Raw genomic sequence first — 25,662 nt, forward strand, 5'->3', positions numbered from 1 at the left:
GTCATGCGGAACCTCCGGTGAAGGCACGCGCGATGAGGTCCTCGGCATCCATGGTGTCGATCAGGTCGAGCGCGACCGGCTGCTCGACTTCGGGAAAGAGTTCCTGTCGCAGGTGGCGGGCCAGCTCGGCCGGGCTCGGATGGTCGAACACCAGCGTCGCCGGCAACCTGAGCCCGGTGACCGCCGACAACCGGTTGCGCAGCTCGACAGCGGTCAGCGAGTCGAATCCGAGCTCCTTGAACGGCCGGTCCGCGCCGACGAGGTCGACACCGGTGTGCCCGAGCACGGCGGCAGCGTTGCGGCGCACGGCGGTGGTCAGCACCCGGTCGCGCTCGGCGGGCGACGCCGAGCGCAGTCGCTCCGGCAACGACTCCTCGGCATTCCTGGCTGTCCGCTTGGGTTTGCGGGCCGGCGGGTCGAGCGGAGCGGCGATCACGGACGGCATCGCGAGCGTGCCCGCGGCGTCGAACAGGGCCATGCCCTGCGCGGAGGACAACGCGCGCGAACCGCCCCTCGCCAACCGGCCGCGATCGGTCGCGCCGAGGCGCCCGGTCAGGCCGCTGTCCTGCTCCCACAGCCCCCACGCCAGTGACGTCGCGGGCAGGCCGAGTGCCGCGCGGTGCTCGGCGAGCGCGTCGAGGAAGGCGTTGGCCGCGGCGTAGTTCGCCTGTCCGGCGTTGCCGAAGACGCCGGACGCCGAGGAGTACAGCACGAACGCGGCCAGGTCGAGGTCCTTGGTGAGCTCGTGCAGTGTCACGGCCGCGTCCGCCTTGGGCCGCAGCACCGTGTCCACCCGGTCCGGGGTCAGCGCCTCGACCAGGCCGTCGTCGAGCGCGCCCGCGGTGTGGACGACGCCGGTGAGCGGCGGTTCGATTCCCGCGACGAGCTCCGCGAGTGCGGCGGGGTCGGCCACGTCGCAGGACGCGATGACGACCTCGGCGCCCAACCCGGCGAGCTCGGCCTCCAGCTCGGCGGCCGCGGCACGACCGCGCCGGCTCGCCAGCACGAGGTGCCGGACGCCGTGCGTGGCGACCAGGTGCCGGGCGGCGATCCCGCCGAGCGTGCCGGTTCCACCGGTGATCAGGACCGTGCCTTCGCGGTCGAGCGGCCGCGGAATCGTGAGCACGACCTTGCCGATGTGCTTGGCCTGGCTCATGAATCGGAACGCCTCCGGAGCCCGGCGAACGTCCCAAGTGGTCACGGGCAACGGCGACAGCGCGCCCTGTTCGAACAGGTCCACGAGCTCGGCCAGCATCCGGCCGATCCGATCCGGGCCTGCCTCGGTCAGGTCGAACGCTCGATAGCCCACATCGGACGGATTGCGAATGTCGGTCTTGCCCATCTCGATGAACCGCCCGCCCGGTGCGAGCAACCCGAGCGACGCGTCCACGAACTCACCCGCCAGCGAGTTCAGCACCACATCGACCTCGCCGAACACGTCCGCGAACTCCGTCGTCCGCGAGCTGGCGATCCGGTCAGCGTCCACGGCGTGCCACTTCTCCGGACTCGCGGTCGCGAACACCTCGGCGCCCCAATGCCGGGCGAGCTGGATGGCCGCCATCCCGACCCCGCCGGCGCCCGCGTGGACCAACACCCGTTCACCGGCACGCAAACCGGCCAGCTCACGCAACCCGTAGTACGCGGTCAGGAACGCCACCGGCACCGACGCCGCCCGCGCGAACGACCACCCGTCCGGCATGCGCATCACCATGCGGGAATCCGTCACCGCGACGGGTCCGAAGGCGCCGGGGATCATGCCCATCACGCGGTCACCGGGCGCGAGTCCCGTCACCCGCGGCCCCACCTCGAGAACCACGCCGGCGCCCTCGCCGCCGATGTAGTCCTGCTCCCGGATCATTCCGAGCGCGATCAGCACGTCCTTGAAGTTCACGCCGGCTGCGCGGACGGCGATGCGTACCTCGTGGTCGCGCAACGGCAGTCCGGCCTCGGGGCTGGGCGCGAGCCACAGCTCGTCGAGCGTCCGCCGGTCGGTGATGTCCAGTCGCCACACCGGTTCCGCCGGTGCCGCCAAGGCCGTGGACGCGCGTGCCACCCGAGGAACCAGCACCGTTCCCGCGCGCACCGCGAGCTGCGGCTCGTCCAGTGCGAGCGCCGCGGGCAGGACGTCCAGCGAGGCCTGCTCGCCGTCGATGTCCACCAGCACGAACCGGCCGGGGTGCTCCAGCTGTGCCGAGCGCACGAGACCCCACACCGCCGCGCCGGCCGGGTTCGTCACGTCCCGCACGGCCCCGCGCGTCACCACCGCGAGACGACCGGACCCGTCCGTGGAAAGCCACGTCCGCACGAGAGCCAGGGCGTGGTGGGTCGTCGTGTGCACGGCCTTGGCGAGGTCCGCGGTGGCCGGTACGACGACCGAGGCCAGCACATCGTCGGTCTTCGTCGCCGGCGCGTCCACCGGCGTCCAGTCGAGGTGGAACAACGCGTCGAGGTGGAACAACGCGTCGGGGTGGACGGCCGGCAGTGGGCGCGTCACCACCGCGCCGATCGCCGCGACGGGCCGGCCAGTGTCGTCGGCGAGCGTCACCGAGAGCTCACCGTCCCGATCGGACACCAGCCGCACCCGTACCGCGGACACTCCGGTCGCGTGCAGGCAGACGTCGTTGAAGGAGAACGGAAGCCTGACCTCGTCGACCGGGCCGCCCGCCGCCGCCGCGTGCATGGCCGCGTCCAGCAGCGCGGGATGGATGCCGAAGCCCTTGGCCGAGTCCGGCCCCTCCACCTCGGCGAAGATCTCGCCACCGCGCCGCCAGATCGCCCGGACGCCCTGGAACGCCGGTCCGTAGCCGTAACCGGCCGCATCGAGGTCCCCGTAAAGATCGATGTCGACGGGCACCGCGTCCGCGGGCGGCCACTCGCTCAGGTCCGTCGCGCGATCCGGCCGCTCGGCGGTGATCATCCCGCTGGCGTGCCGCGTCCACTCCGAGCCGTCAGACTTGGCGTGGATGGTGACCGGCCGGCGACCGGGCTCGTCCTCCGCGGCGACCTTGACCTGGAGGCGGACCGCACCGGTTTCCGGTACGGGCAACGGCGTTTCGATCACCAACTCGGCCACGACCGGGCAGCCCACCTCGTCGCCGGCGCGCAACGCCAGCTCGACGAAGGCGGTTCCCGGCACGATGGCCGATCCACGCACCGCGTGGTCGGCCAGCCACGGGTGCGTCCGCAGCGAGATCTGTCCGGTGAGCAGCACACCGTCGTCGTCGGCGAGGTCGACCACCGCGCCGAGCAGCGGGTGGTCCCCCTCGGTCAGCCCGAGTCCTTCCGCGGCAACGCTTCGGGTCGGTTCGACCCAGAACCGCTCGTGCTGGAACGCGTACGTCGGCAGCTCGGTCCGGTGGCCACCGGCGACGGCGTGGCTCCAGTCGACGGGTACACCGCGCACCCACAGTTGGGCGAGGGAGTTCCACAGTCGCGGCAGTCCGCCGTCGTCGCGCCGCAGTGTTCCCGTCACGATCGCGTGCTCCGCGATCTCCTGCACGTCCGTGGCCAGCACCGGATGCGGGCTGACTTCGACGAACACTCCGTGGTCCTCGCCGAGGTCCCTGATCGCGGGCTCGAAGTGCACCGTCTGCCGCAGGTTGCGGTACCAGTACTCCGCGGTGAGCTCGGTCGTGTCCAGCCAGTCGCCCGTCACCGTCGAGAAGAACCGCACCGCCGCGGATTTCGGCGTGACGTTCAGTACGTCCAGCAGCTCGTCGCGGATGTCCTCCACGTGCGGCGAGTGTGACGCGTAGTCGACCGGGATTCGCTTGCCCACCAACGCATCGACGTCGCCCGAGAGCACGAATGACGAGGGCCCGTTCACCGCCGCAACGGACAACCGCGGATCGTCCGGCACCTCCGACACCACACACATCCCGCCGCGGCCGGTGATCTTCCGCAACGCCCGGCTCCGCAACGCCACAACCCGCGCGCCGTCCGCCAGCGACAACGCACCCGCCACCACCGCCGCCGCGATCTCACCCTGCGAATGCCCCACCACCGCATCGGGTTCAACACCATACGAACGCCACAGCTCGGCCAGCGACACCATCACCGCCCACAACGCCGGCTGCACCACATCCACCCGCTCCGTCTCGTCGAGATCCAACTCAACGAACGGAGCAAGCGCCTCCGCACACTCCCCCATCCGCGCCGCGAACACCGGCGAAGACTCCAACAACTCCCGCGCCATCCCCGCCCACTGCGAACCCTGACCGGGGAAGACGAACACCACCTTGCCGGTGGCACGAGCGACACCTTCGACGACGTTCGCCGACGGCATCCCCTCGGCCAGCGCCGACAGACCGGACCGGACGTCGCCGACCACCACGGCCCGATGCTCGAACGCCGATCGCGTGGTCGCCAGCGAGTAGGCCACGTCCACCGGATCCACATCCGCCACACCCAGCAACCGCTCGGCCTGGTCCCGCAACGCACGACCGGTCCGGCCGCTCACCAACCACGGAACCGGCCCACCCTGGCCGGAAGACGGAGGGACCACCGAGGGTGGCGCTTCCAAGATCACGTGGGCGTTCGTGCCACTCACCCCGAATGCGGAGACGGCCGCGCGGCGCGGCCGCCCGGTACTCGGCCACGGTCGTGCCTCGGTCAGCACCTCGACGGCACCCGCCGTCCAGTCGACCTTCGTCGACGGCTCGTCGACGTGCAGGGTTCGCGGCATGGTCCCGTGCCGCATCGCCAGCACGGTCTTGATCACCCCGGCCACCCCGGCCGCCGCCTGCGTGTGCCCGAGATTCGACTTCACCGACCCCAGCCCCAACGGCACCGAGCGGTCCTGCCCGTACGTCGCCAGCAGGGCCTGCGCCTCGATCGGATCACCCAGCGTGGTACCGGTGCCATGTGCCTCGACAACGTCCACATCGGACGGAGTCAGCCGCGCGTTGGCCAGCGCCTGCCGGATTACGCGTTGCTGCGACACGCCGTTGGGGGCGGACAGACCGTTCGACGCGCCGTCCTGGTTGACCGCGCTGCCGCGCAGCACCGCGAGGACCGGGTGGCCGTTGCGTTGCGCGTCGGACAACCGTTCCACCAGAACCAGGCCGGTGCCTTCGGACCAGCCGGTGCCGTCCGCGGCCGCCGCGAACGGCTTGCACCGGCCGTCGGGCGACAGCCCCCGCTGCCGGGAGAACCCGACGAACGCGCTGGGTGTGGCCATCACCGTCACACCGCCGGCCAGTGCGAGCGAACATTCGCCTGCTCGCACGGACTGCGCCGCCAGGTGCAGCGCCACCAGCGACGAGGAGCACGCCGTGTCGACCGTGACGGCGGGTCCCTCCAAGCCCAGGGTGTAGGCGATCCGGCCGGTCAGGACGCTGGCCGCGCTGCCGGTGCCCATGTACGCCTCGAGTTCGTCGCCCGCCTGGTGGAGCAGCGCTCCGTACTCGTGGTAGATCACGCCGGCGAACACACCGGTCGCACTGCCCCGCAACGACTTGGGGTCGATGCCGGCCCGTTCGAACGTCTCCCACGCGGTCTCCAGCAGCAACCGCTGCTGCGGATCCATGGCCAGCGCTTCGCGCGGGGAGATGCCGAAGAACGCGGGGTCGAAATCGGCGGCGCCGTCGAGAAACCCGCCGGCGTCGACATAGCTCGTGCCCGCCCGGTCCGGGTCGGGGTCGAAGAGGCGATCGAGATCCCAGCCGCGATCGGTCGGGAACCCGCCGACCACGTCCCGCTCGGAGCCGACCAACCGCCACAGGTCCTCCGGCGAGCTCACGCCACCGGGGAAGCGACAGGCCATGCCGATGATCGCGATCGGCTCGTCGGCGTCGGCCACCACCGCCGTCGGTGCCTCATCGACGGTGTCGCCGAACAGGTCCGCGCGCAGGCGCCGGGCCAGCGCGACCGGGTTGGGGTGGTCGAACACCAGCGTCGCGGGCAGCCGCAAGCCGGTCGCGGCGGCGAGCCGGTTGCGCAGCTCGACCGCCGTCAGCGAGTCGAACCCCAGGTCCCGGAACGCGCGCTCCGGCTCGACTCCGGCGGCGTCCGAGTGGCCGAGGACCGCGGCGGCGTTGGCGCGCACCAGGTCCAGCAGGGTCCGGTCCTTCGCCGCGTCATCGAGCCCGGCCAGGTGGCCGGCCGCGGAGCCGTCGACGGCGACCCGGCGAGCCGGTCGCACAAGGCCACGCAGGAGAGGCGGCACGTCCGCCCCGCGCAAGGCGGCCAGGTCGAGCCGCACCGGTACCACGGCGGCGTCGGCGGCGTTGATCGCCGCGTCGAACAACGCCATGCCCTGTGCGTTGGAGAGCGGCAACGCGCCGTTGCGCGACATCCGGGCGTGGTCGGTCTGCCCGAGGTGGCCGGTCATCCCGGTCGCCTCCGCCCACAGCCCCCACGCCATCGCCGTCGCGGGCAGCCCCTCATCACGGCGACGCTGGGCGAACGCGTCGAGGAAAGCGTTGGCCGCGCCGTAGTTCGCCTGGCCCGGACCGCCGAAGACCCCGGCGGCCGAGGAGAACAGCACGAACGCCGCCAGATCCGCGTCCCTGGTGAGCTCGTGCAGGTGGACGACGGCGTCGGCCTTGGGGCGCAGCACGGTGTCCACGCGTTGCGGCGTCAACGATTCGACGACGCCGTCGTCGAGGACACCGGCCGCGTGCACGACCGCCGTCAGCGGGCGGTCGAGCCCCGCCAGTAGTTCGGCGAGCGCGACACGATCGGCCACGTCGCACGCGGCGACCCGCACCTCCGCATCCGGAATGGTCAGCTCGCCACCGCTGCGGCTGACCAGCAGCAGGTGCCGGACACCGTGCCGCGCGACGAGATGACGGGCCAGCACACCGCCGAGCGTCCCGGTGCCGCCGGTGATGAGGACCGTGCCTTCGGGGTCGAGCGGCCGGGGAATCGTGAGGACGATCTTGCCGATGTGCCTGGCCTGGCTGAGGAACCGGAACGCCTCCGGTGCACGACGCACATCCCACGCCGTCACCGGCGGCAGCGACAGCACACCACGCTCGAACAGTTCCACGAGCTCGGCCAGCATCCGCCCGATCCGCTCAGGACCGGCCTCCATCAGGTCGAACGCCCGGTAGTCCACATCGGACAGATCGCGAATGTCGGTCTTGCCCATCTCCAGGAACCGGCCACCCGGTGCGAGCAAACCCAGCGAGGCGTCCACGAACTCACCGGCCAGCGAGTTCAGCACCACGTCCACCTCGCCGAACACCTCCGCGAACTCCGTCGTCCGCGAACTCGCGAGATGATCGGCGTCCACCGCGTGCCACTTCTCCGGACTCGCGGTCGCGAACACCTCCGCACCCCAATGCCGCGCCAACCGCACCGCGGCCATCCCCACACCACCCGCGGCAGCGTGGACCAACACCCGCTCACCAGCACGCAAACCCGCCAGCTCACGCAACCCGTAGAAAGCGGTCAGGAACGCCACCGGCACCGACGCCGCCCGCGCGAACGACCAGCCATGAGGAATTCGGGTCACCAGGCGCGCGTCTGCGCGGGCGACCGTACCGAACGCGCCGTCGAGCAGTCCCATGACCCGGTCGCCGACGGCGAAGCCGGTCACGCCCGGACCGGTCTCCAGCACGATCCCCGCGCCCTCGCCGCCGATTCCGTGCTGACCGGGCACCATGCCCAGGGTGACGACGACGTCCCGGAAGTTGACGCCGGCGGCCCGGACAGCGATCCGGATCTGCCCCGGCGCCAACGGTTCTTCCTCGTCGCTGGGAACGAATCCGAGTCCGTCGATGCTGCCCTCGCCGAGCACGTCGAGCCGCCAGCCGGAGGTGCCGGGCAGCGCGAGCTCGCGCGCGCCTCGGGTCAGCCTGGGCACCAACGCCTCGCCGGACCGCACCGCGACCTGGGACTCACCGGGAACGAAGAGTACGTCGGGGCCATCGGTGTCCACGAGCACGAAGCGGTCCGGATGTTCGGCCTGCGCACAGCGCACGAGCCCCCACACCGCGGCGCTCGCCGGATCGACGTGGTCGCCGGGCCGGGCGGCGACCGCGTTGCGCGTCACGATGGCGAGCCGGGCCGAGTGATCTCCGGCGAGCCACTCCTGCACCAACGCCAGCCCCCGATGGGCCGGCGGGCGTACCTCGGAGTCCGGAAGGCAGTACGCCACCTCGACGTCCGGCGCCGGCTCGGCGCTCGCCGGGACCCAGTCCACGCGGTACAGGGAGTCCGGGGTCGCCGCCTCCACGGAGACGGGTCGCATCCGCAACGACTCCGCCGAGGCGACGAGGTGTCCCGCGCCGTCCGCGACCGCGACGCTCATCGCATCGGTTCCGGCCGGCACCAGCCGGACCCTCAGCGTGGTCGCCCCCGTAGCCCGCAGGCGGAAACCGTTCCACACGAACGGCAGCCGCGCCTGCTCCTCCCCGGCCAGGAACCCGGCGTGCAGCGCGGCGTCGAGCAACGCGGGGTGCAGGCCGAACCGACCGGCGTCGGCGCGCTGCTCGTCCGGCAGGCTCACCTCGGCGAACAACTCGTCACCGCGCCGCCAGGCCGCGCGCAGCCCGCGGAACGCGGGGCCGTAGCCGTAGCCGGTCCGCGCCAGCCGCTCGTAGATCCCGTCGATGCCCACCGCCACGGCCCGTGCGGGCGGCCACTCGGTGAAGTCGAAGTCCGGCTGGGCAACGGAATCCGCCAGCGTGCCGGCGGCATGCCGGACCCACGTGCCGTCGTCGTGCTGGGCGTGGACGGTGAGCTGCTCACGATCGGTGACCCGCACCTGCACCACCACGGCGCCGTCCGGTGGCAGCACGAGCGGCGTCTCGATCACCAGCTCGGCCAGACCGTCCCGGCCGACGTGGTCGGCTGCGTGCATGGCCATCTCGACGAACGCCGTTCCCGGCAGGAAGATCGAGCTCGCCACGGCGTGATCGGCCAGCCACGGGTGGGTATGCCGGGACAGCCGTCCGGTGAGCACCACCTCCGCGGAGTCGGCCAGGCCGACCACCGTGTCCAGCAACGGATGCGCGGCACCGTCGGCGGACGGCGTGCCCGCGTCCAGCCAGAAGCGCTGACGCTGGAAGGCATAGGTCGGCAGCGCGATCCTGCGGCCGCCGTCGAACGCGGCCGTCCAGTCGACGTGGCAGCCGTGCACGTGGAGTTCACCGAGCGACATCAGGAACCGGGCCAAGCCGCCGTCGTCGCGACGCAGCGACCCGGTGACGACCGCGTGCTCGGCGATCTCCTGCACTTCGGTGGCCAGCACGGGATGCGGGCTGACCTCGACGAACACCCCGCGCCCCTGACTCAGTTCCCTGATCGCAGGCTCGAAGTACACCGTCTGCCGCAGGTTGCGATACCAGTACTCCGCGGTCAGCTCGCCGCCACCCAGCCACCGCGAGTCCACAGTGGAATAGAACGGCGTCCGCGCGGACGTCGGCGTGACGTCCAGTACGTCCAGCAGTTCGTCGCGGATGTCCTCCACGTGCGGCGAGTGTGACGCGTAGTCCACCGGGATTCGCTTGCCCACCAACGCATCGACATCGCCGGAGAGCACGAACGACGACGGGCCGTTCACCGCCGCCACCGACAGGCGCGGATCGTCCGGCACCTCCGACACCACGGCCATGCCGCCCCGGCCCGCGATCCTTCGCAACGCCCGGCTGCGCAACGCCACAACCCGCGCGCCATCCTCCAGCGACAACGCACCCGCCACCACCGCCGCCGCAATCTCACCCTGCGAATGCCCCACCACGGCGTCCGGCTCCACACCGTACGACCGCCACAGCGCAGCCAGCGACACCATCACCGCCCACAACGCCGGCTGCACCACATCAACCCGCTCCACCTCGTCGAGATCCAACTCAACGAACGGAGCAAGCGCCTCCGCACACTCCCCCATCCGCGCCGCGAACACCGGCGAAGACTCCAACAACTCCCGCGCCATCCCCACCCACTGCGAACCCTGACCGGGAAACACGAACACCACCTTGCCGGTGGCACGAGCGACACCGCTCACCGTCCGCCCGTGAGGTTCGCCGTTGGCCAGAGCGCGCAGCCCGCGTTCCAACTCGGCCCGGTCCGCACCGACGACGACCGCCCGATGCTCCAGGGAGGCACGGCTCGTGGCCAGGGAGTAGCCGACGTCCAGGGGATCCGCGCCGGTCTTGTCCAGCAACCGTTTCGCCTGGTCCCGCAGTGCCGCCGGGCTCCGGCCCGAGATCACCCACGGCGTCGTGGAAAGACCTCGTGAGTGGTTTCCGTCGTCCTGGCGACGGAAACCACTCACGACCTCTTCGAGGATGACGTGCGCGTTGGTGCCGCTCATACCGAAGGAGGACACACCCGCCCGGCGGGGCCGGTCGGTCGCCGGCCACGGGCGGTTCTCGGTGAGCAGCTCCAGCGCGCCCGACGACCAGTCGATGTGCGGGGACGGCTCGCGCACGTGCAGGGTCTCCGGCAACATGCGGTGCCGCAGCGCCTGCACCATCTTGATGACCCCGCCGATGCCCGCCGCGCCCTGGGCGTGCCCGATGTTGGACTTCAGCGAGCCCAGCCACAGCGGCCGGTCGCGTTCGCGGCCGTACGTCGCGAGCAGGGCATGTGCCTCGATCGGATCACCGAGCGTGGTGCCCGTGCCGTGCGCCTCCACAACGTCCACATCGGACGGAGACAGCCGCGCGTTCGCCAGCGCCTGCCGGATCACCCGCTGCTGCGACGGGCCGTTCGGCGCCGTCAGGCCGTTGGACCGGCCGTCCTGGTTGACCGCGGAGCCGCGCACGACCGCCAGCACCTGGTGGCCGTTGCGGACGGCGTCGGACAACCGCTCCAGCAGCACCAGCCCGACGCCTTCGGCCATCCCGAATCCGTCGGCGTCCGCGGAGAACGCCCGGCAGCGGCCGTCCTTGGACAGTCCGCGCAGCGTGGCGAAACCGACCAGCTCGACCGGGGTGAGCATGACGGTCACCCCGCCCGCCAACGCCAGCGAGCACTCCCCCGACCGTAGCGACTGGGCCGCCAGGTGCAGCGCCACCAGTGAGGACGAGCAGGCCGTGTCCACGGTGACGGCCGGGCCTTCCAGGCCGAGCGTGTAGGCGATCCGCCCGGACGCGACGCTCGACGCGCTGCCGGTGCCGATGTGGGCCGCCAGCTCCTGCGGGATCGCGCCACCACGACGGCCGTAGTCGTCGTAGATCATCCCGGCGAACACGCCGGTGTCGGAACCGCGGAGTGTGCCGGGATCGATCCCCGCGTCCTCGAAGGTCTCCCACGCCGTCTCCAGCAGCAGACGCTGCTGGGGGTCCATGGCCAGGGCCTCACGGGGTGAGATCCCGAAGAACGCCGCGTCGAACTCCGCCGCGTCGTACAGGAAACCGCCCTCGCGCACGTAGGTGCGGCCGGGCGCATCCGGGTCGGGGTCGAAGAGGTTGGCGAGGTCCCAGCCCCGGTCGGCCGGAAAGCCGGAAACGGCGTCGACGCCCGTCGCCACCAACTCCCACAACGACTCCGGTGAACTGACGCCGCCGGGATAGCGGCAGGCCATCCCCACGATCGCGACCGGCTCGTGCCGCGCGTCCTCGAGCTCGCGCACGCGGTCGCGTGTCTCGCGCAGCTCCGCGGTGACGCGGTTGAGGAAGTAGCGCAGCTTCTCGTCACTCATGTCCGGTCCCTTGCCAGCTCAGTAGATGCCGAACTCGTCACCGAGCAACTCGATGAGCTCGTCGTTGGTCGCGGCTTCCAGTTCGGTCACGCGGGGCCCGTCGCCGCACACCGCGAGCAGCCTGCGCAGGCGCCCGGCGGCCAGCTCTCGTTGTTCCTCGCCTGCCCCGGCGAGCAGGGCCTCGAGGCGGTCGAGCTCGGCGAGCACCGGACTCTCGTCGGGCATCAGCTCCGCGCGCAGGTGCTCGGCCAGCGCGGCAGGCGTCGGGTGGTCGAAGATCAGGGCGGACGTCAGCCGCAGGCCGGTCAGCGCGGCCAGCCGGTTGCGCAGCTCGACCGCCGTCAGCGAGTCGAATCCGAGGTCCTTGAACGGCAGGTCGGCCGCGATCCTCGCGGATGACGGGTGTCGCAGCACCGACGCGACGACAGGCCGGACGGCATCGAGCACCACCTCGCGTTGGTCCACTTCGGACAGACCGACGAGTCGGCGTCCGAGGTCGGCGTACTCGTCCCTCGGCGGCGCCTCGGGTCCGGCCGGCTGGATCACCACGAACGTCTCGTCGTGGTCGAGCACCTCGCCGAGCGCGGTGAGCGCCAGCTCCGGGTCGAGGTCGGCGCCGCCGTGCCTGCGCACCGCCTCGTCGGCGACGCCCGCCCAGTGGCCCCAGGCGATCGAGGTCGCCACCAGGCCCTGCGCGCGACGATGCTGGGCCAGCGCGTCGAGGAAGGCGTTGCCCGGGGCGTAGTTCCCCTGTCCCGCGCGCCCTCGGGTGCCCGCGAACGAGGAGAACAACACGAACGCCGACAGATCCAGGTGGCGGGTGGCTTCGTGCAGGTTCACCGCCCCGGTCGCCTTGACCCGCAGCACCCGGTCCATCTGCTCGGACGACAAGGAGCCGATCAGCGCGTCGTCGAGCACGGACGCCGTGTGGATGACGGCGGTGAGCGGATGCTCCTCGGGCACGGTGGCGAGGGCGCCGGCCAGCAGCGCCCGGTCGGCCGGGTCGTCGACCAGGAGCAGGTTCTCCGCGCCGTTCTCGGTCAGCCAGCGCACGACGTCCCGGCCCGGCACACCGTCCGCGCCGGTGACGAGGATCGTGCCACGCGGCTGCCACTCCCGGATCGGCCGGCCGTCGAGCGGAGCGGGCACGAGCCGTCGTGCGAACGTTCCTCCGGGCCGCACGGCGATCTCGCGTTCGCCGGCGGCGGCCGTCAGGACGTCGACCACCCGCCCGGCGGTGAGGTCGTCCGGTTGACCGGGCACGTCGAGCACGCCACGCCAGTTGTCCGGGTGTTCGGCCGCGACGACGGGCGCGAGGCCCCACACCATGGCCTGCGCGGGATTGACCACCGGATCGGAGTGACCGGTCGTGACGGCGCCACTGGAAACGCACCACAGGGGAGCCTCGAGCCCGGCTTGCACCAGCCCGACCGTCGCGGCGAGTCCGCCGGGGACGTGCTCGGTGTGCGGCTCGCCGGAGAGTGCGAGCAGGGACACCAGTCCCGAGATCGGCTCCCGGACCTCCGGGATCGCGTTGACCCGGCGCACCTGTGCACCGCGCTCGGCGAGGGTCTGTTCGAGTCGCGTGGCCCACTCGGTGGCGCCGGGATCGTCGGGCTCCAGCAGCAGCCAGGTTCCCGAGATCGCGGCGGGCGCGGCCGGATCAACCGGCTGCCAGTCCACTTTGTACCGAAGCGAGTCGGTCGAGGGCGCCGGCGTGCCCGGCCAGTAGCGTTCCCGTTGGAACGCATACGTGGGCAGGCCGACCCGCCGTCCGCCGGCGACGGCCGGGCCCCAGTCGACAGCGACACCGCGCACCCACAGTTCCGCGACCGACGTGAGGAACCGGTCCATCCCGCCGTCGTCGCGGCGCGAAGACCCGACCACGACGGAGTCCTCGACCGTGTCCTCCACGGCGGCGCTCAGCACGGGATGGGCGCTGGACTCGACGAAGACCCGGTAGCCGTCCGCGGCCAGTCGCCGGGTGGCGCGGTCGAACCGCACGGTCTGCCGCAGGTTCCTGTACCAGTACTCGGCGTCCAGCGAGCGAGTGTCGATCGGCTCGCCGGTCACCGTGGAGTAGAACGGAATCCGGGCTTCGCGCGGCCGGACCGGGGCGAGGGCGTCGACGAGTTCGGCGCGGATGCGTTCCACCTGAACGGAATGCGAGGCGTAGTCCACGGGAATGCGTCGCAGTTGCAGCTCGTCGATCGCCGCGTTGTCACCCGACACCACGATCGAACCCGGTCCGTTCACAGCCGCCACCGACAGGCGCGGATCGTCCGGCACCTCCGACACCACGGCCATTCCGCCGTGCCCGGCCAGCTCACGCGCGATCGCCTTGGCGCGCAACGCCACCACGCGCGCACCGTCCTCCAGTGACAGGGCACCGGCCACCACCGCGGCCGCGATCTCGCCCTGCGAGTGCCCGATGACGGCTTCGGGCTCCACGCCGTGCGACCGCCACAGTTCGGCCAGCGACACCATCACGGCGAACGAAGCGGGCTGGACCACATCGACGCGATCGAGAACCAGCGATCCGCGCACCACGTCCAGCAGCGACCAGTCCACGAACTCGGCGAGCGCCCGGTCGCAGGCGCGCATGCGGTCCGCGAACACGGGCGAGGACTCGAGCAGTTCCCGGCCCATCCCCGCCCACTGCGCGCCCTGGCCGGGGAACACGAAGGCGATCTTGCCCGCAGCCCGTGCCACACCACGGACAACGCGGTCGCCGAGCACGACCGCACGGTGGTCCAGCACGGAACGCGTGGCCACCAGCGAGTACCCGATGTCGTGTGGATCGCCGTCCAGCGCACGCACCCGCTCCACCTGCGCCCGCAACGCCGCCTCGGTCCGGGCCGACACGACCCACGGCACCACGTCCGGCCGCGTCGACTCGTGCTGTGTCGGTTCCTGGACCTCCGCAGGTACCGCCTCCAGGATCACGTGCGCGTTGGTGCCGCTGATCCCGAACGAGGACACCCCGGCGCGGCGCGGACGGTCGACGGCGGGCCACGGCTGAGGCTCGGTGAGCAGCCGGACCGCGCCCGCCGACCAGTCCACCTCGTGTGTGGGCTCCTCGACGTGCAGGGTCTTCGGGAGCCGGCCGTGGCGCAGGGCGAGCACCATCTTGATCACGCCGGCCGCACCGGCCGCAGCCTGTGTGTGCCCGAGGTTGGACTTCACCGACCCCAGCCACAACGGAACCGAACGATCCTGCCCGTACGTCGCCAGCAAGGCCTGCGCCTCGATCGGATCACCCAGCACCGTACCCGTCCCGTGCGCCTCCACCACATCAACGTCCGAAGTGGACAGACCAGCCGAAGCCAGCGCGGCCCGGATCACCCGCTGCTGCGACGGACCATTCGGCGCCGTCAACCCGTTCGACGCACCATCCTGGTTCACCGCCGAACCCCGCACCACCGCCAACACCGGATGCCCCAGCCGACGCGCATCCGACAACCGCTCCAGCAGCACCAGCCCGGCCCCCTCCGCCATGCCGAAGCCGTCGGCGGTCGAGGAGAACGCCCGGCACCGGCCGTCGGCGGACAGGCCGCGCTGCCTGCTGAACTCCACCAGCGCGGCCGGCGTCGACATCACCGTGACGCCACCGGCCAGCGCGAGGGAACACTCGCCCCGCCGCAGCGACTGAACCGCCAGGTGCAGTGCCACCAGCGACGACGAACAGGCGGTGTCGACCGTGATCGCCGGGCCCTCCAACCCGAGCGCGTAAGCGATCCGGCCGGAGAGCACGCTGCCCGCGCTGCCGGTCATCGCGTAGCCCTCGACGTCGGCAGTGTCCCGCAGCAGCGCCGGATAGTCCTGGACGCTCACCCCCGCGAACACGCCGACATCGTTGCCCCGCAGCGAAGCGGGGTCGATGCCCGCGCTCTCGAAGGTCTCCCACGCGGTCTCCAGCAGCAACCGCTGCTGCGGATCCATCGCCAGCGCCTCACGCGGCGAGATCCCGAAGAACGCCGCGTCGAACTCCGGCGCGTCGGACAGGAAACCACCGTCGCGCACGTAGCTGCGTCCCGGCGCGTCCGGATCGGGGTCGTACAGCTCGGTCAGGTTCCAGCCGCGATCACGCGGCAGGCCGGACACGGCGTCCGCACCCGACTCGAGCAGCCGCCACAGGTCTTCCGGCGATCGGACCCCACCGGGGAACCGGCAACCGATTCCCACGATGGCAACGGGTTCGTCCAGCGCGGCGGCGGGAACCACCACGTCCCGGGAGGCCGCCATGCCGTACTGCGTCGACCACAGGTGGTCGGCCAGCAGCGCGGGTGTCGGGTAGTCGTAGATCAGGGTGGCGGGCAGCTTCTGGCCGGTCGCGAGACTCAGCCGGTTGCGCAGTTCGACGGCCGTCAGGGAGTCGAATCCCAGTTCCTTGAAGGCTCGGTCCGTTTCGACGCTTTCGGGTGAGGAGTGGCGCAGCACCGCAGCGACGTGCGGCCGTACGAGGTCGAGCAGCGCACGCCGTTGCTCCGCCTCGGACATGCCCGCCAGGTCAGGGTTCTCCTCATCCGGCCGGTGCTTCGGCATCAGGTCGCTGAGCAGCGGGACGGGCCGGGTCGTCGCGAGGTCGTCCCACCGCGTGTTGATGACGGCGACGGTGGTCTCGTCGCGATCCAGGACCTGCCCCAGCGCCGTCAACGCGAGCTCGGGCGGGAAGCTCAGCAGGCCGCGCCTGCGGATCTGTTGCTCGGCCTCCGGTCCCGCGATGCCGCCACCGTCCCAGTGCCCCCAGGCGATCGAGGTCGCGACCAGGCCCTGCGCGCGGCGGTGGTGGGCCAGCGCGTCGAGGAAGGCGTTGCCCGGCGCGTAGTTGCCGTGACCGGCCAGGCCACACGTCCCCGCGATCGAGGAGAACAGCACGAACGCCGACAGGTCCAGGTCCTTGGTCAGCTCGTGCAGGTTCAGCGCGCCGCCCATCTTGACCCGCAGCACGCGGTCCATGGCCTCGGGCGTCACGTCGGCGAGCAGCGAATCCTCGAGCACGGCCGCGGTGTGCACAACCGCGGTCAGCGGATACTCGGGCGGGATGTCGTTCAGCACGGCCGCGAGCGCGTCACGGTCGGCCACGTCGCATTGGGCGAACGTGACCTTCGTGCCGAGATCCGCGAGCTCGGCCGAATGACCGGTGCGGCTCACCAGCACGAGATGCTCCGCGCCCGCGTTCGCCAGCCAGCGCGCCACGTGCCCGCCGAGCGCCCCGGTGCCGCCGGTGACCAGGACCGTGCCGCGCGGCCGCCAGTCGCGCACCGGCGGCCGGTCCGCGAGTGGGGCCGGCACCAGCCGGCGTGCGAACACGCCGTCGGCACGCACGACCAGCTCGTCCTCGCCGTGGGAACCGGTGATCACCGCGACGGCACGCGTGGCCGCCTCGTCGGTGACCGGCCGCGGCACGTCGACCACGCCACCCCACCACCGCGGGTACTCGGCGGCGGCCACCCGCCCCAGCCCCCACAGCAACGCCTGCTCCGGGTTGGTCACCGCGTCGCCGGCCGCACCGGTCGTGACGCACCACAGCGGCGCGTCCGAGCCGAGCTCGTCGAGCTTCTGCAGGAGCGCCACGGTCGCGGCCGCACCCCGCGGCACCGCCGGAAAGTCCACATGCGACCGATCGTCCAACGCCAGCAGCGACACCACGCCGGTCACATCGCGCACGTCCGGTACCGACTCGACCACCCGCACGGTCGCGCCGCGATCGGCCAACGCGCGCTCGAGTGCGGCGGACCAGTCGTGCCCTCCGGGCGCGGTCACCAGCAGCCACGTGCCGGACAGCCCGCGCGGCGACACCGGCACGGATTTCCAGCTGATCGCATAGCGCCAGGAGTCGACGACCGACCGCGGGCGCGGCACCTCGACCCAGTAGCGCTGCCGTTGGAACGCGTAAGTCGGCAGGTCGACCAGGCGGCCACCGGCGACGGCGTCGCTCCAGTCCACCGGCACGCCCCGCATCCACAGCTCGGCGGCCGACGCGAGGAACTGTTCCACGCCACCGGCATCGCGGCGCAAAGTTCCCACGACCACGGCGTCGTCCACGGTCTCCTGGATGTCGGACGTCAGCACCGGATGCGGCCCGACCTCGACGAAAGTCGAGAATCCCGCCGTGGCAAGGCCTTCGACGGCGGGCCGGAACCGCACGGTCTGCCGCACGTTGCGGTACCAGTACCCGGCGTCCAGCTCCGTCGTGTCCAGCCAGTCGCCCGTCACCGTCGAGAAGAACGGCACCCGCGAGGACGCCGGCGTGACCTCCAACGCACTCAGCAGCTCGTCCCGGAACTCCTCGATGTGCGGGGAGTGCGACGGATAATCCACCGGGATCCGCTTACCCACCAACGCATCGACGTCACCCGAGACCACGATCGACGACGGTCCGTTCACCGCGGCCACCGACAACCGCGGATCGTCCGGTAGCTCCGAGATCACGGCCATGCCGCCCCGGCCGGACAGCTTCCGCAGTACCCGGCTCCGCAACGCCACCATCCGCGCGCCGTCCGCCAGCGACACCGCACCGGCGACGACCGCGGCCGCGATCTCACCCTGCGAATGACCGACAACGGCGTCCGGCTCCACACCGTAGGAACGCCACAGCGCGGCCAGCGACACCATCACCGCCCACAACGCGGGCTGCACCACATCCACCCGCTCCGTCTCGTCCAGGTCCAACGAAACGAACGGCGCAAGCGCCTCGGCGCACTCCCGCATCCGCGCCGCGAACACCGGCGAGGACTCCAGCAACTCCTTCGCCATCCCGGCCCACTGCGAACCCTGACCGGGAAACACGAACACCATCTTGCCCGCGGGGCGAGCGACCCTCTCCACGGTCCGGGCGTGCGGCACGTCGTTGGCCAGTGCCTCCAGCCCGTCCCGATCGGCGGCCAGCACCACGGCCCGATGCTCGAACTCGGACCGTCGCGCGAGCGAGAAGCCGACGTCCAGCGGACCCGCTTCGATCTCCAGCAGCCGTTTCACCTGATCCCGCAACGCATCGCGCGTCTTGGCCGACAACACCCAGGGCACACAGCGCGGCGATTCACCGACCGGTGCCACCGGCGGCGCGGGAGCCTGCTCGATGATCAGGTGCGCGTTGGTGCCACTCATTCCGAACGACGACACCCCGGCGCGGCGCGGACGGTCGGCGACGGGCCACGGCCGCGGCTCCGCCGGCACCTCCACCGAGCCGGCCGACCAGTCCACCTGATGGGTGGGCTCGTCGAGGTGCAACATCCCCGGCACCATCCCGTGCCGCAGTGCCGCCACCATCTTGATCACGCCCGCGACACCCGACGCGGCCTGGGTGTGACCGAGGTTGGACTTCACCGACCCCAGCAGCAGCGGCGTCGCACGATCCTGACCATAGGTCGCCAGCAAGGCCTGCGCCTCGATCGGATCACCCAGCACCGTCCCCGTCCCGTGCGCCTCCACCACATCAACATCCGAAGTGGACAGACCAGCCGAAGCCAGCGCGGCCCGGATCACCCGCTGCTGCGACGGACCATTCGGCGCCGTCAACCCGTTCGACGCACCATCCTGGTTCACCGCCGAACCCCGCACCACCGCCAACACCGGATGCCCGAGCCGACGCGCATCCGACAACCGCTCCAGCAGCACCAGCCCGGCGCCTTCGGACCAGCTCGTGCCGTCCGCCGCGGCGGCGAACGGCTTGCACCGCCCGTCCGGCGACAGTGCGCGCTGCCGGGAGAACTCGACGAAACCGCCCGGCGTGGCCAGGACGGCGACACCGCCCGCCAGCGCCAGCGAGCACTCCCCCGAGCGCAGCGACTGCGCCGCCAGGTGCAGTGCCACCAGTGATGACGAGCACGCCGTGTCGATCGTGACGGCTGGCCCTTCCAGTCCGAACGCGTAGGCGACCCGGCCGGACACGACGCTCGCGGCGGTCGCGGTGGCGCCGTAGCCCTCGGCCTCGCCGGGGGCGTCGTGCAACAGCAGGCCGTAGTCCTGGATGTTGGTGCCGGCGAACACGCCGGTCCGGCTGCCGCGCAGGGAAACCGGGTCGATGCCCGCCCGCTCGAACGTCTCCCACGCGGTCTCCAGCAGCAGTCGCTGCTGAGGATCCATCGCGACCGCCTCGCGCGGCGAGATGCCGAAGAAGCCGGCGTCGAACTCCGCGGCGTCGGACAGGAAACCTCCGTGCCGCACGTAGGACCGGCCGGATGCGTCCGGATCCGGGTCGTAGAGGCCGGCGAGGTCCCAGCCACGGTCGGCGGGGAACCCGGAGATGGCGTCGGTACCGGACGCCACGAGCCGCCAGAGGTCGTCCGGCGACCGCACGCCGCCGGGGAACCGGCAGCCCATCGCGACGATCACGACCGGATCGTCCGAGGTCGCGGCCGGCACGACGGCTTCGCTCACCGCGCTGTCACCGCCGATCTCCGCACGCAGGTAGTCCGCCAGCGTCGCGGGCGTGGGATGGTCGAAGACCACCGTGGTCGGCAGCCGCAGCCCGGTCGCGGCGTTCAGCCGGTTGCGCAGCTCGACCGCGGTCAGCGAGTCGAACCCCAGCTCCTGGAACGCGCGATCCGCCGCGATGTCGTCCGCCGAGGCGTGGCCGAGCACCGCGGCGACGTGGGACCTGACCAGCTCGGTCAACCCGGTCGGCTGCCGGGCCGCGCCGGCCTCGGGGCCGACGACCCGCCGGGCCGGGCGCACCAGTCCCCGCAGCAGCGGGGACACCGGCTCGCGTCCCATGGGGTTCATCGCCACCAGCATCGGCCGGCTGGACGCGACCGCCCGGTCGAACAACGCGAGCGCGTGGTCGGTGGCGAGGCCGCGCCGGCGTTCGTCATCGCCGAGGTGCCCGGTCATCGCACTGGCCTGCGCCCACAGCCCCCACGCCACCGAGGTCGCGGGCAGCCCCCGGTGGCGCCGCTGCTCGGCGAGCGCGTCGAGGACCACGTTGGCCGCCGCGTAGCCGGCCTGCCCCGCGCCGCCGAGAACGCCCGCCGCCGAGGAGAACAGCACGAACGCGGCGAGATCCGCGTCCCGCGTCAGCTCGTGGAGGTTCCTGGCGCCCAACGCCTTCGGCCGCAGCACCGCGTCCAACCGGTCCGGGGTCAGCGACTCGATCACACCGTCGTCGAGCACGCCGGCCGCATGCACGACGGCGGTGAGTGGATGGTCCAAAGTGGACAAGAGTGCGGCCAGCTGGTCGCGGTCGGCGACGTCACAGGCTACGACCCGCGCGCCGGGCACGCCGGATTCCCCGCCGCTGCGGCTGGTCAGCACGATGTGCCGGATCCCGTGCCGCTCGACAAGATGGCGTGCCACGAGGCCGCCGAGCGTGCCGGTACCGCCGGTGATCAGGACCGTGCCGTCGGGATCGAGCGGCCGCGGCATCGTCAGCACGAGCTTGCCGACATGCCTGGCCTGGCTCAGGTGCCGCAACGCCTCCGGCGCGCGGCGGACGTCCCAGGCCGTGACCGGCAGCGGGGTCAGCACACCGCGTTCGAAGAGGGCGAGCACTTCGGCCAGCAACTCACCGATGCGCTCCGGCCCGGCCTCGCTCAGGTCGAACGCCCGGTAGCCGTCGATCCCCTGCCGGATGTCGGTCTTGCCCATCTCCACGAACCGGCCGCCCGGCGCCAGCAGGGCCAGCGACGCGTCGACGAACTCGCCGGCCAGGCTGTTCAGCACCACGTCAACCTTGCCGAACGCACGCGAGAACTCCGTGGTCCGCGAACTGGCGATGTGCCGGTCGTCCAGTCCCATCGCGCGCAGCGTGCCCCATTTGCCGGGACTGGCCGTGCCGTAGACCTCCGCGCCCCAGTGCCGGGCGAGCTGGACGGCGGCCATGCCCACACCGCCGGCGGCCGCGTGGACCAGCACCGACTCCCCCGCACGCAGCCCGGCGAGGTCACGCAGTCCGTAGTACGCGGTCAGGAACGCGACAGGCACCGCGGCCGCGTCGGCGAAGGACCAGCCCGCGGGCATGGGCACGACCATCCGCGCGTCGGCCGTGGCCACCGGCCCGAACGCACCGTCGAATAGCCCCATCACGCGGTCGCCGGGGGTGAACCCGGTGACGCCCGGCCCGACCTCCAGCACCACTCCGGCGCCCTCGCTGCCGACGCCCTCCTGACCCGGCACCATCCCCAGGCACACCACGACGTCCCGGAAGTTGACGCCCGCCGCACGCACGGCGACACGAATCCGCCCGTCCGCCAAGGGATCGAGCGGGCGGGGCACCGCGCGCAGCCCCTCGATACTGCCCGCCTCGACGACATCCAGCCGCCATGGCTCAGCGGGCAGATCCAGCTCCCCCGAGGAGTCCTCGCGCACCAGCCGGGGCACCAGCACCTCGCCCGCACGGACCGCGAGCTGTGGTTCGTCGAGCGCGACCGCGGACCGCAACACGGCGAGCGACGCCTCGTGATCGTCGATGTCGGCCAGCACGAACCGGCCGGGGTGCTCCGACTGCGCCGAGCGCAGCAGGCCCCAGATCGCCGCGCCGTCCACATCGGACACTCCCTCGCCGGGCCGCGCGGCCGTGGTACCCCTGGTCACCACGACGAGCCGCGCCGATTCCGCAAGCGAGGACTGCACCAGATTCAGCGCCGCGTGCACCGAACGACAGGAGACGAACACGGCGTCCGACGCCGCAGCCGGGACCGGCACGGGGATCCAGTCGACCCGGAACAACGCGTCGGGCCGGGTGAGCCGACCGGCATCGACCGGCCGGGTGACCAGCGAGCCGACCGTGACGAGCGGCCGGCCGGTCGTGTCGAAGGCCGCCAGCGACACCTGCTCACCCGTGGTCAGCCGGACCCGTGCCGCCGTGGCGCCGGACGCGTGCGCCGTCACGCCGTGCCACGAGAACGGCAACCGCAGCTCCGCCCCGTCCAGGGACAGCGCATGCAGCGCCGCGTCCAGCAACGCCGGATGGACGGTGACGGCGTCGACGCCGACGTGTTCGGGCAGAGCCACCTCGGCGAAGATCTCGGTACCGCGCCGCCACACCGCACGCAGTCCCCGGAACGCCGGGCCGTAGCCATAGCCGGTCGCCGCCAACCGCTCGTACAGCCCGGTCACGTCCACGCTCGCCGCGCCGGCGGGCGGCCACTCCGCGAGGTCGGCCGGAGGTACCGAGTCTTCGGCGGCGAGCACGCCGGTGGCGTGCCGGACCCAGCCGCCGTCGCCAGACGAGGCGTGGATGTCCAGCGATCGGCGTCCCGACTCGTCGGAGCCGACGACGACCTGCAGCCGGACCGGCTCGTTCCCGGGAATCACCAACGGTTTCTCGATGACCAGCTCGTCGACGAGCCCGCACCCGGCCTCGTCGCCCGCCCGCAGCGCGAGCTCCACGAACGCGGTGCCGGGCAGCACGACCTCGCCCGCCACCGCGTGGTCGGGCAACCAGTCGTGCGACAGCCGGCCCGTCAGCACGACGCCGTCGCCATCGGCGAGCCGGACGACCGTGTCCAGCAACGGTTTCCCGGCCGCGCCCAGCCAGAACCGCCGGTGCTGGAAGGCGTAGGCGGGCAGGTCCACGCGCCGTCCACCGGCGACGGCGTCCCGCCACGACACGGGAACACCGCGCGTCCACAGCTCGCCCGCGGAGGTCAGCCAGCGCCGCAGCCCGCCGTCGTCGCGGCGCAGCGACCCCACCGCGACGGCGTCCACGCCGGCCGCGTCGAAGGTCTCCTCGATGCTCATCGTCAGCACCGGGTGCGGGCTGACCTCCACGAACACCCGATGTTCCTGGCTCAGTGACCGGACCGCCCGCTCGAACAACACCGTCTGCCGCAGGTTGCGGTACCAGTACCCGGCGTCCAGCTCCGTCGTGTCCAGCCAGTCGCCCGTCACCGTCGAGAAGAACGGCACCCGCACGGAGGCCGGCGTGACGTCCAGAACATCCAGTAGTTCGTCACGGATGTCCTCCACGTGCGGCGAGTGTGACGCGTAGTCGACCGGGATCCGCTTACCCACCAACGCATCGACGTCGCCCGAGAGCACGAATGACGAGGGCCCGTTCACCGCCGCAACGGACAACCGCGGATCGTCCGGCACCTCCGACACCACACACATCCCGCCGCGACCGGCGATCTTGCGCAACGCCCGGCTCCGCAACGCCACAACCCGCGCGCCGTCCTCCAGCGACAACGCGCCCGCCACCACCGCGGCCGCGATCTCACCCTGCGAATGACCGACAACGGCGTCCGGCTCCACACCGTAGGAACGCCACAGCGCGGCCAGTGACACCATCACCGCCCACAACGCCGGCTGGACGACATCCACTCGCTCGGTCTCGTCGAGATCCAACGAAACGAACGGACCAAGCGCCTCGGCACAATCACGCATCCGCGCCGCGAACACCGGTGCGGACTCCAGCAACTCCTTCGCCATCCCGGCCCACTGCGAACCCTGACCGGGGAAGACGAACACGACCTTGCCCGCGACGGCCCTCGGCACCGGCGCGCCGTTCGCCAGGTCGATCAGGCCCTCGCGCAGCTCCCGCCGATCGTTGCCGACCAGGACGGCCCGGTGCTCCAACGCCGCCCGGCCCGCCAGCGAGTAGCCGACGTCCCGGACACCGGCGTCCGGCTGATCGTCGAGGAACTCGGCCAGCCGTGCCGCTTGCGCGCGCAACGCGGCTTCGGTTCGGCCGGAGATCACCCAAGGGGTGGGGGAAAGACCTTGTGAGTGGTTTCCGTCGTCCTGGCGACGGAAACCACTCACGACCTCTTCGAGGATGACGTGCGCGTTGGTGCCGCTCATGCCGAACGACGACACCGCGGCCCGGCGCGGCCGGTCTCCGGCCGGCCACGGATGGGCCCCGGTCAGCAGCTCGACCGCGCCCGCCGACCAGTCGACGTGCGGCGACGGCGCGTCGACGTGCAGCGTCCGCGGCAGCACACCGCGGCGCATCGCCTGCACCATCTTGATGACGCCCGCGACCCCGGCCGCCGCCTGGGTGTGGCCGAGGTTGGACTTGATCGACCCCAGCCACAACGGAACCGAACGGTCCTGACCATAGGTCGCCAGCAACGCCTGCGCCTCGATCGGATCACCCAGCACCGTTCCCGTGCCGTGCGCCTCCACAACGTCCACATCGGACGGTTCAAGCCCGGACGAGGACAGCGCCGCACGGATCACCCGCTGCTGCGCCAGCCCGTTTGGAGCGGTCAGTCCGTTCGATGCGCCATCGGAGTTGACCGCCGATCCGCGGACTACGGCCAGCACGGGATGACCGAGGCGCTCGGCGTCGGAGAGCCGGGCCAGCACCAGCACGCCGGCGCCCTCGGACCACGCGGTGCCGTCGGCCGCGGCGGCGAACGGCTTGCACCGGCCGTCCGGTGCCAGCGCGCGTTGCCGGGAGAACTCGATGAACGTGTCCGGATCGGCCATCACCGACACGCCACCGGCGAGCGCGAGCGAACACTCGCCGGATCGCAGCGCCCGCGCCGCCCAGTGCAGCGCGACCAGCGACGAGGAGCACGCCGTGTCGACGGTGACCGCCGGGCCCTCCAGGCCGAACGCGTAGGCGATCCGGCCCGTCACGACACTGGCCGCCGTCCCGGTGACCAGGTGCCCCTCGCCGGTGTGCCCGGCGGCCGCGCCGTAGCCGTTGTGCATCACGCCGGCGAACACGCCGGTGTCGGTGCCCCGCAACGAAAGGGGGTCGATCCCCGCGTGCTCGACCGCCTCCCACGTCGTCTCCAGCAGCAGCCGCTGCTGCGGGTCCATCGCCAGCGCCTCACGCGGCGAGATCCCGAAGAACTCGGCGTCGAACGCACCGGCGTCGTGCAGGAAGGCGCCTTCCCGCACGTAGCTGCGCCCAGCGGCGTCCGGGTCGTCGTCGAACAGCGCGCCGAGGTCCCAGCCCCGGTCGGCGGGAAAGTCCGAGATCGCGTCGCGGCCCGAGGCGACCAGCCGCCACAGGTCGTCCGGGGTGCGCACGCCACCGGGGAACCGGCAGCCCATCCCGATGATCGCGATCGGCTCGCGCGCGCCCTCCTCCAGCTCGGCCACGCGGCGCTGGGCGTGCCGCGCGTCGGCGATGGCGCGCTTGAGGTACTCGCGCAGTTTCTCCTCGTTCGCCA

The 25,662-nt window shown here is 72.0% G+C and carries 1 protein-coding gene and 1 pseudogene; both read right to left on the reverse strand.

Annotated features, from left to right (window positions below; genetic code table 11):
• Position 1: 1 nt before the first annotated feature.
• Positions 2-11,593: an SDR family NAD(P)-dependent oxidoreductase gene (locus QSK35_RS03065; RefSeq protein ID WP_502881617.1), complete on the reverse strand. Its 11,592-nt coding sequence runs from the start codon at positions 11,591-11,593 to the stop codon at positions 2-4.
• A 245-nt stretch (positions 11,594-11,838) separates the two neighbouring features.
• Positions 11,839-25,639, reverse strand: a pseudogene (locus QSK35_RS03070) (SDR family NAD(P)-dependent oxidoreductase); the annotation flags it as partial.
• Positions 25,640-25,662: the final 23 nt, after the last annotated feature.

It is taken from the genome of Lentzea sp. NBRC 105346 (assembly GCF_030269605.1).
Classification (GTDB): domain Bacteria; phylum Actinomycetota; class Actinomycetes; order Mycobacteriales; family Pseudonocardiaceae; genus Lentzea.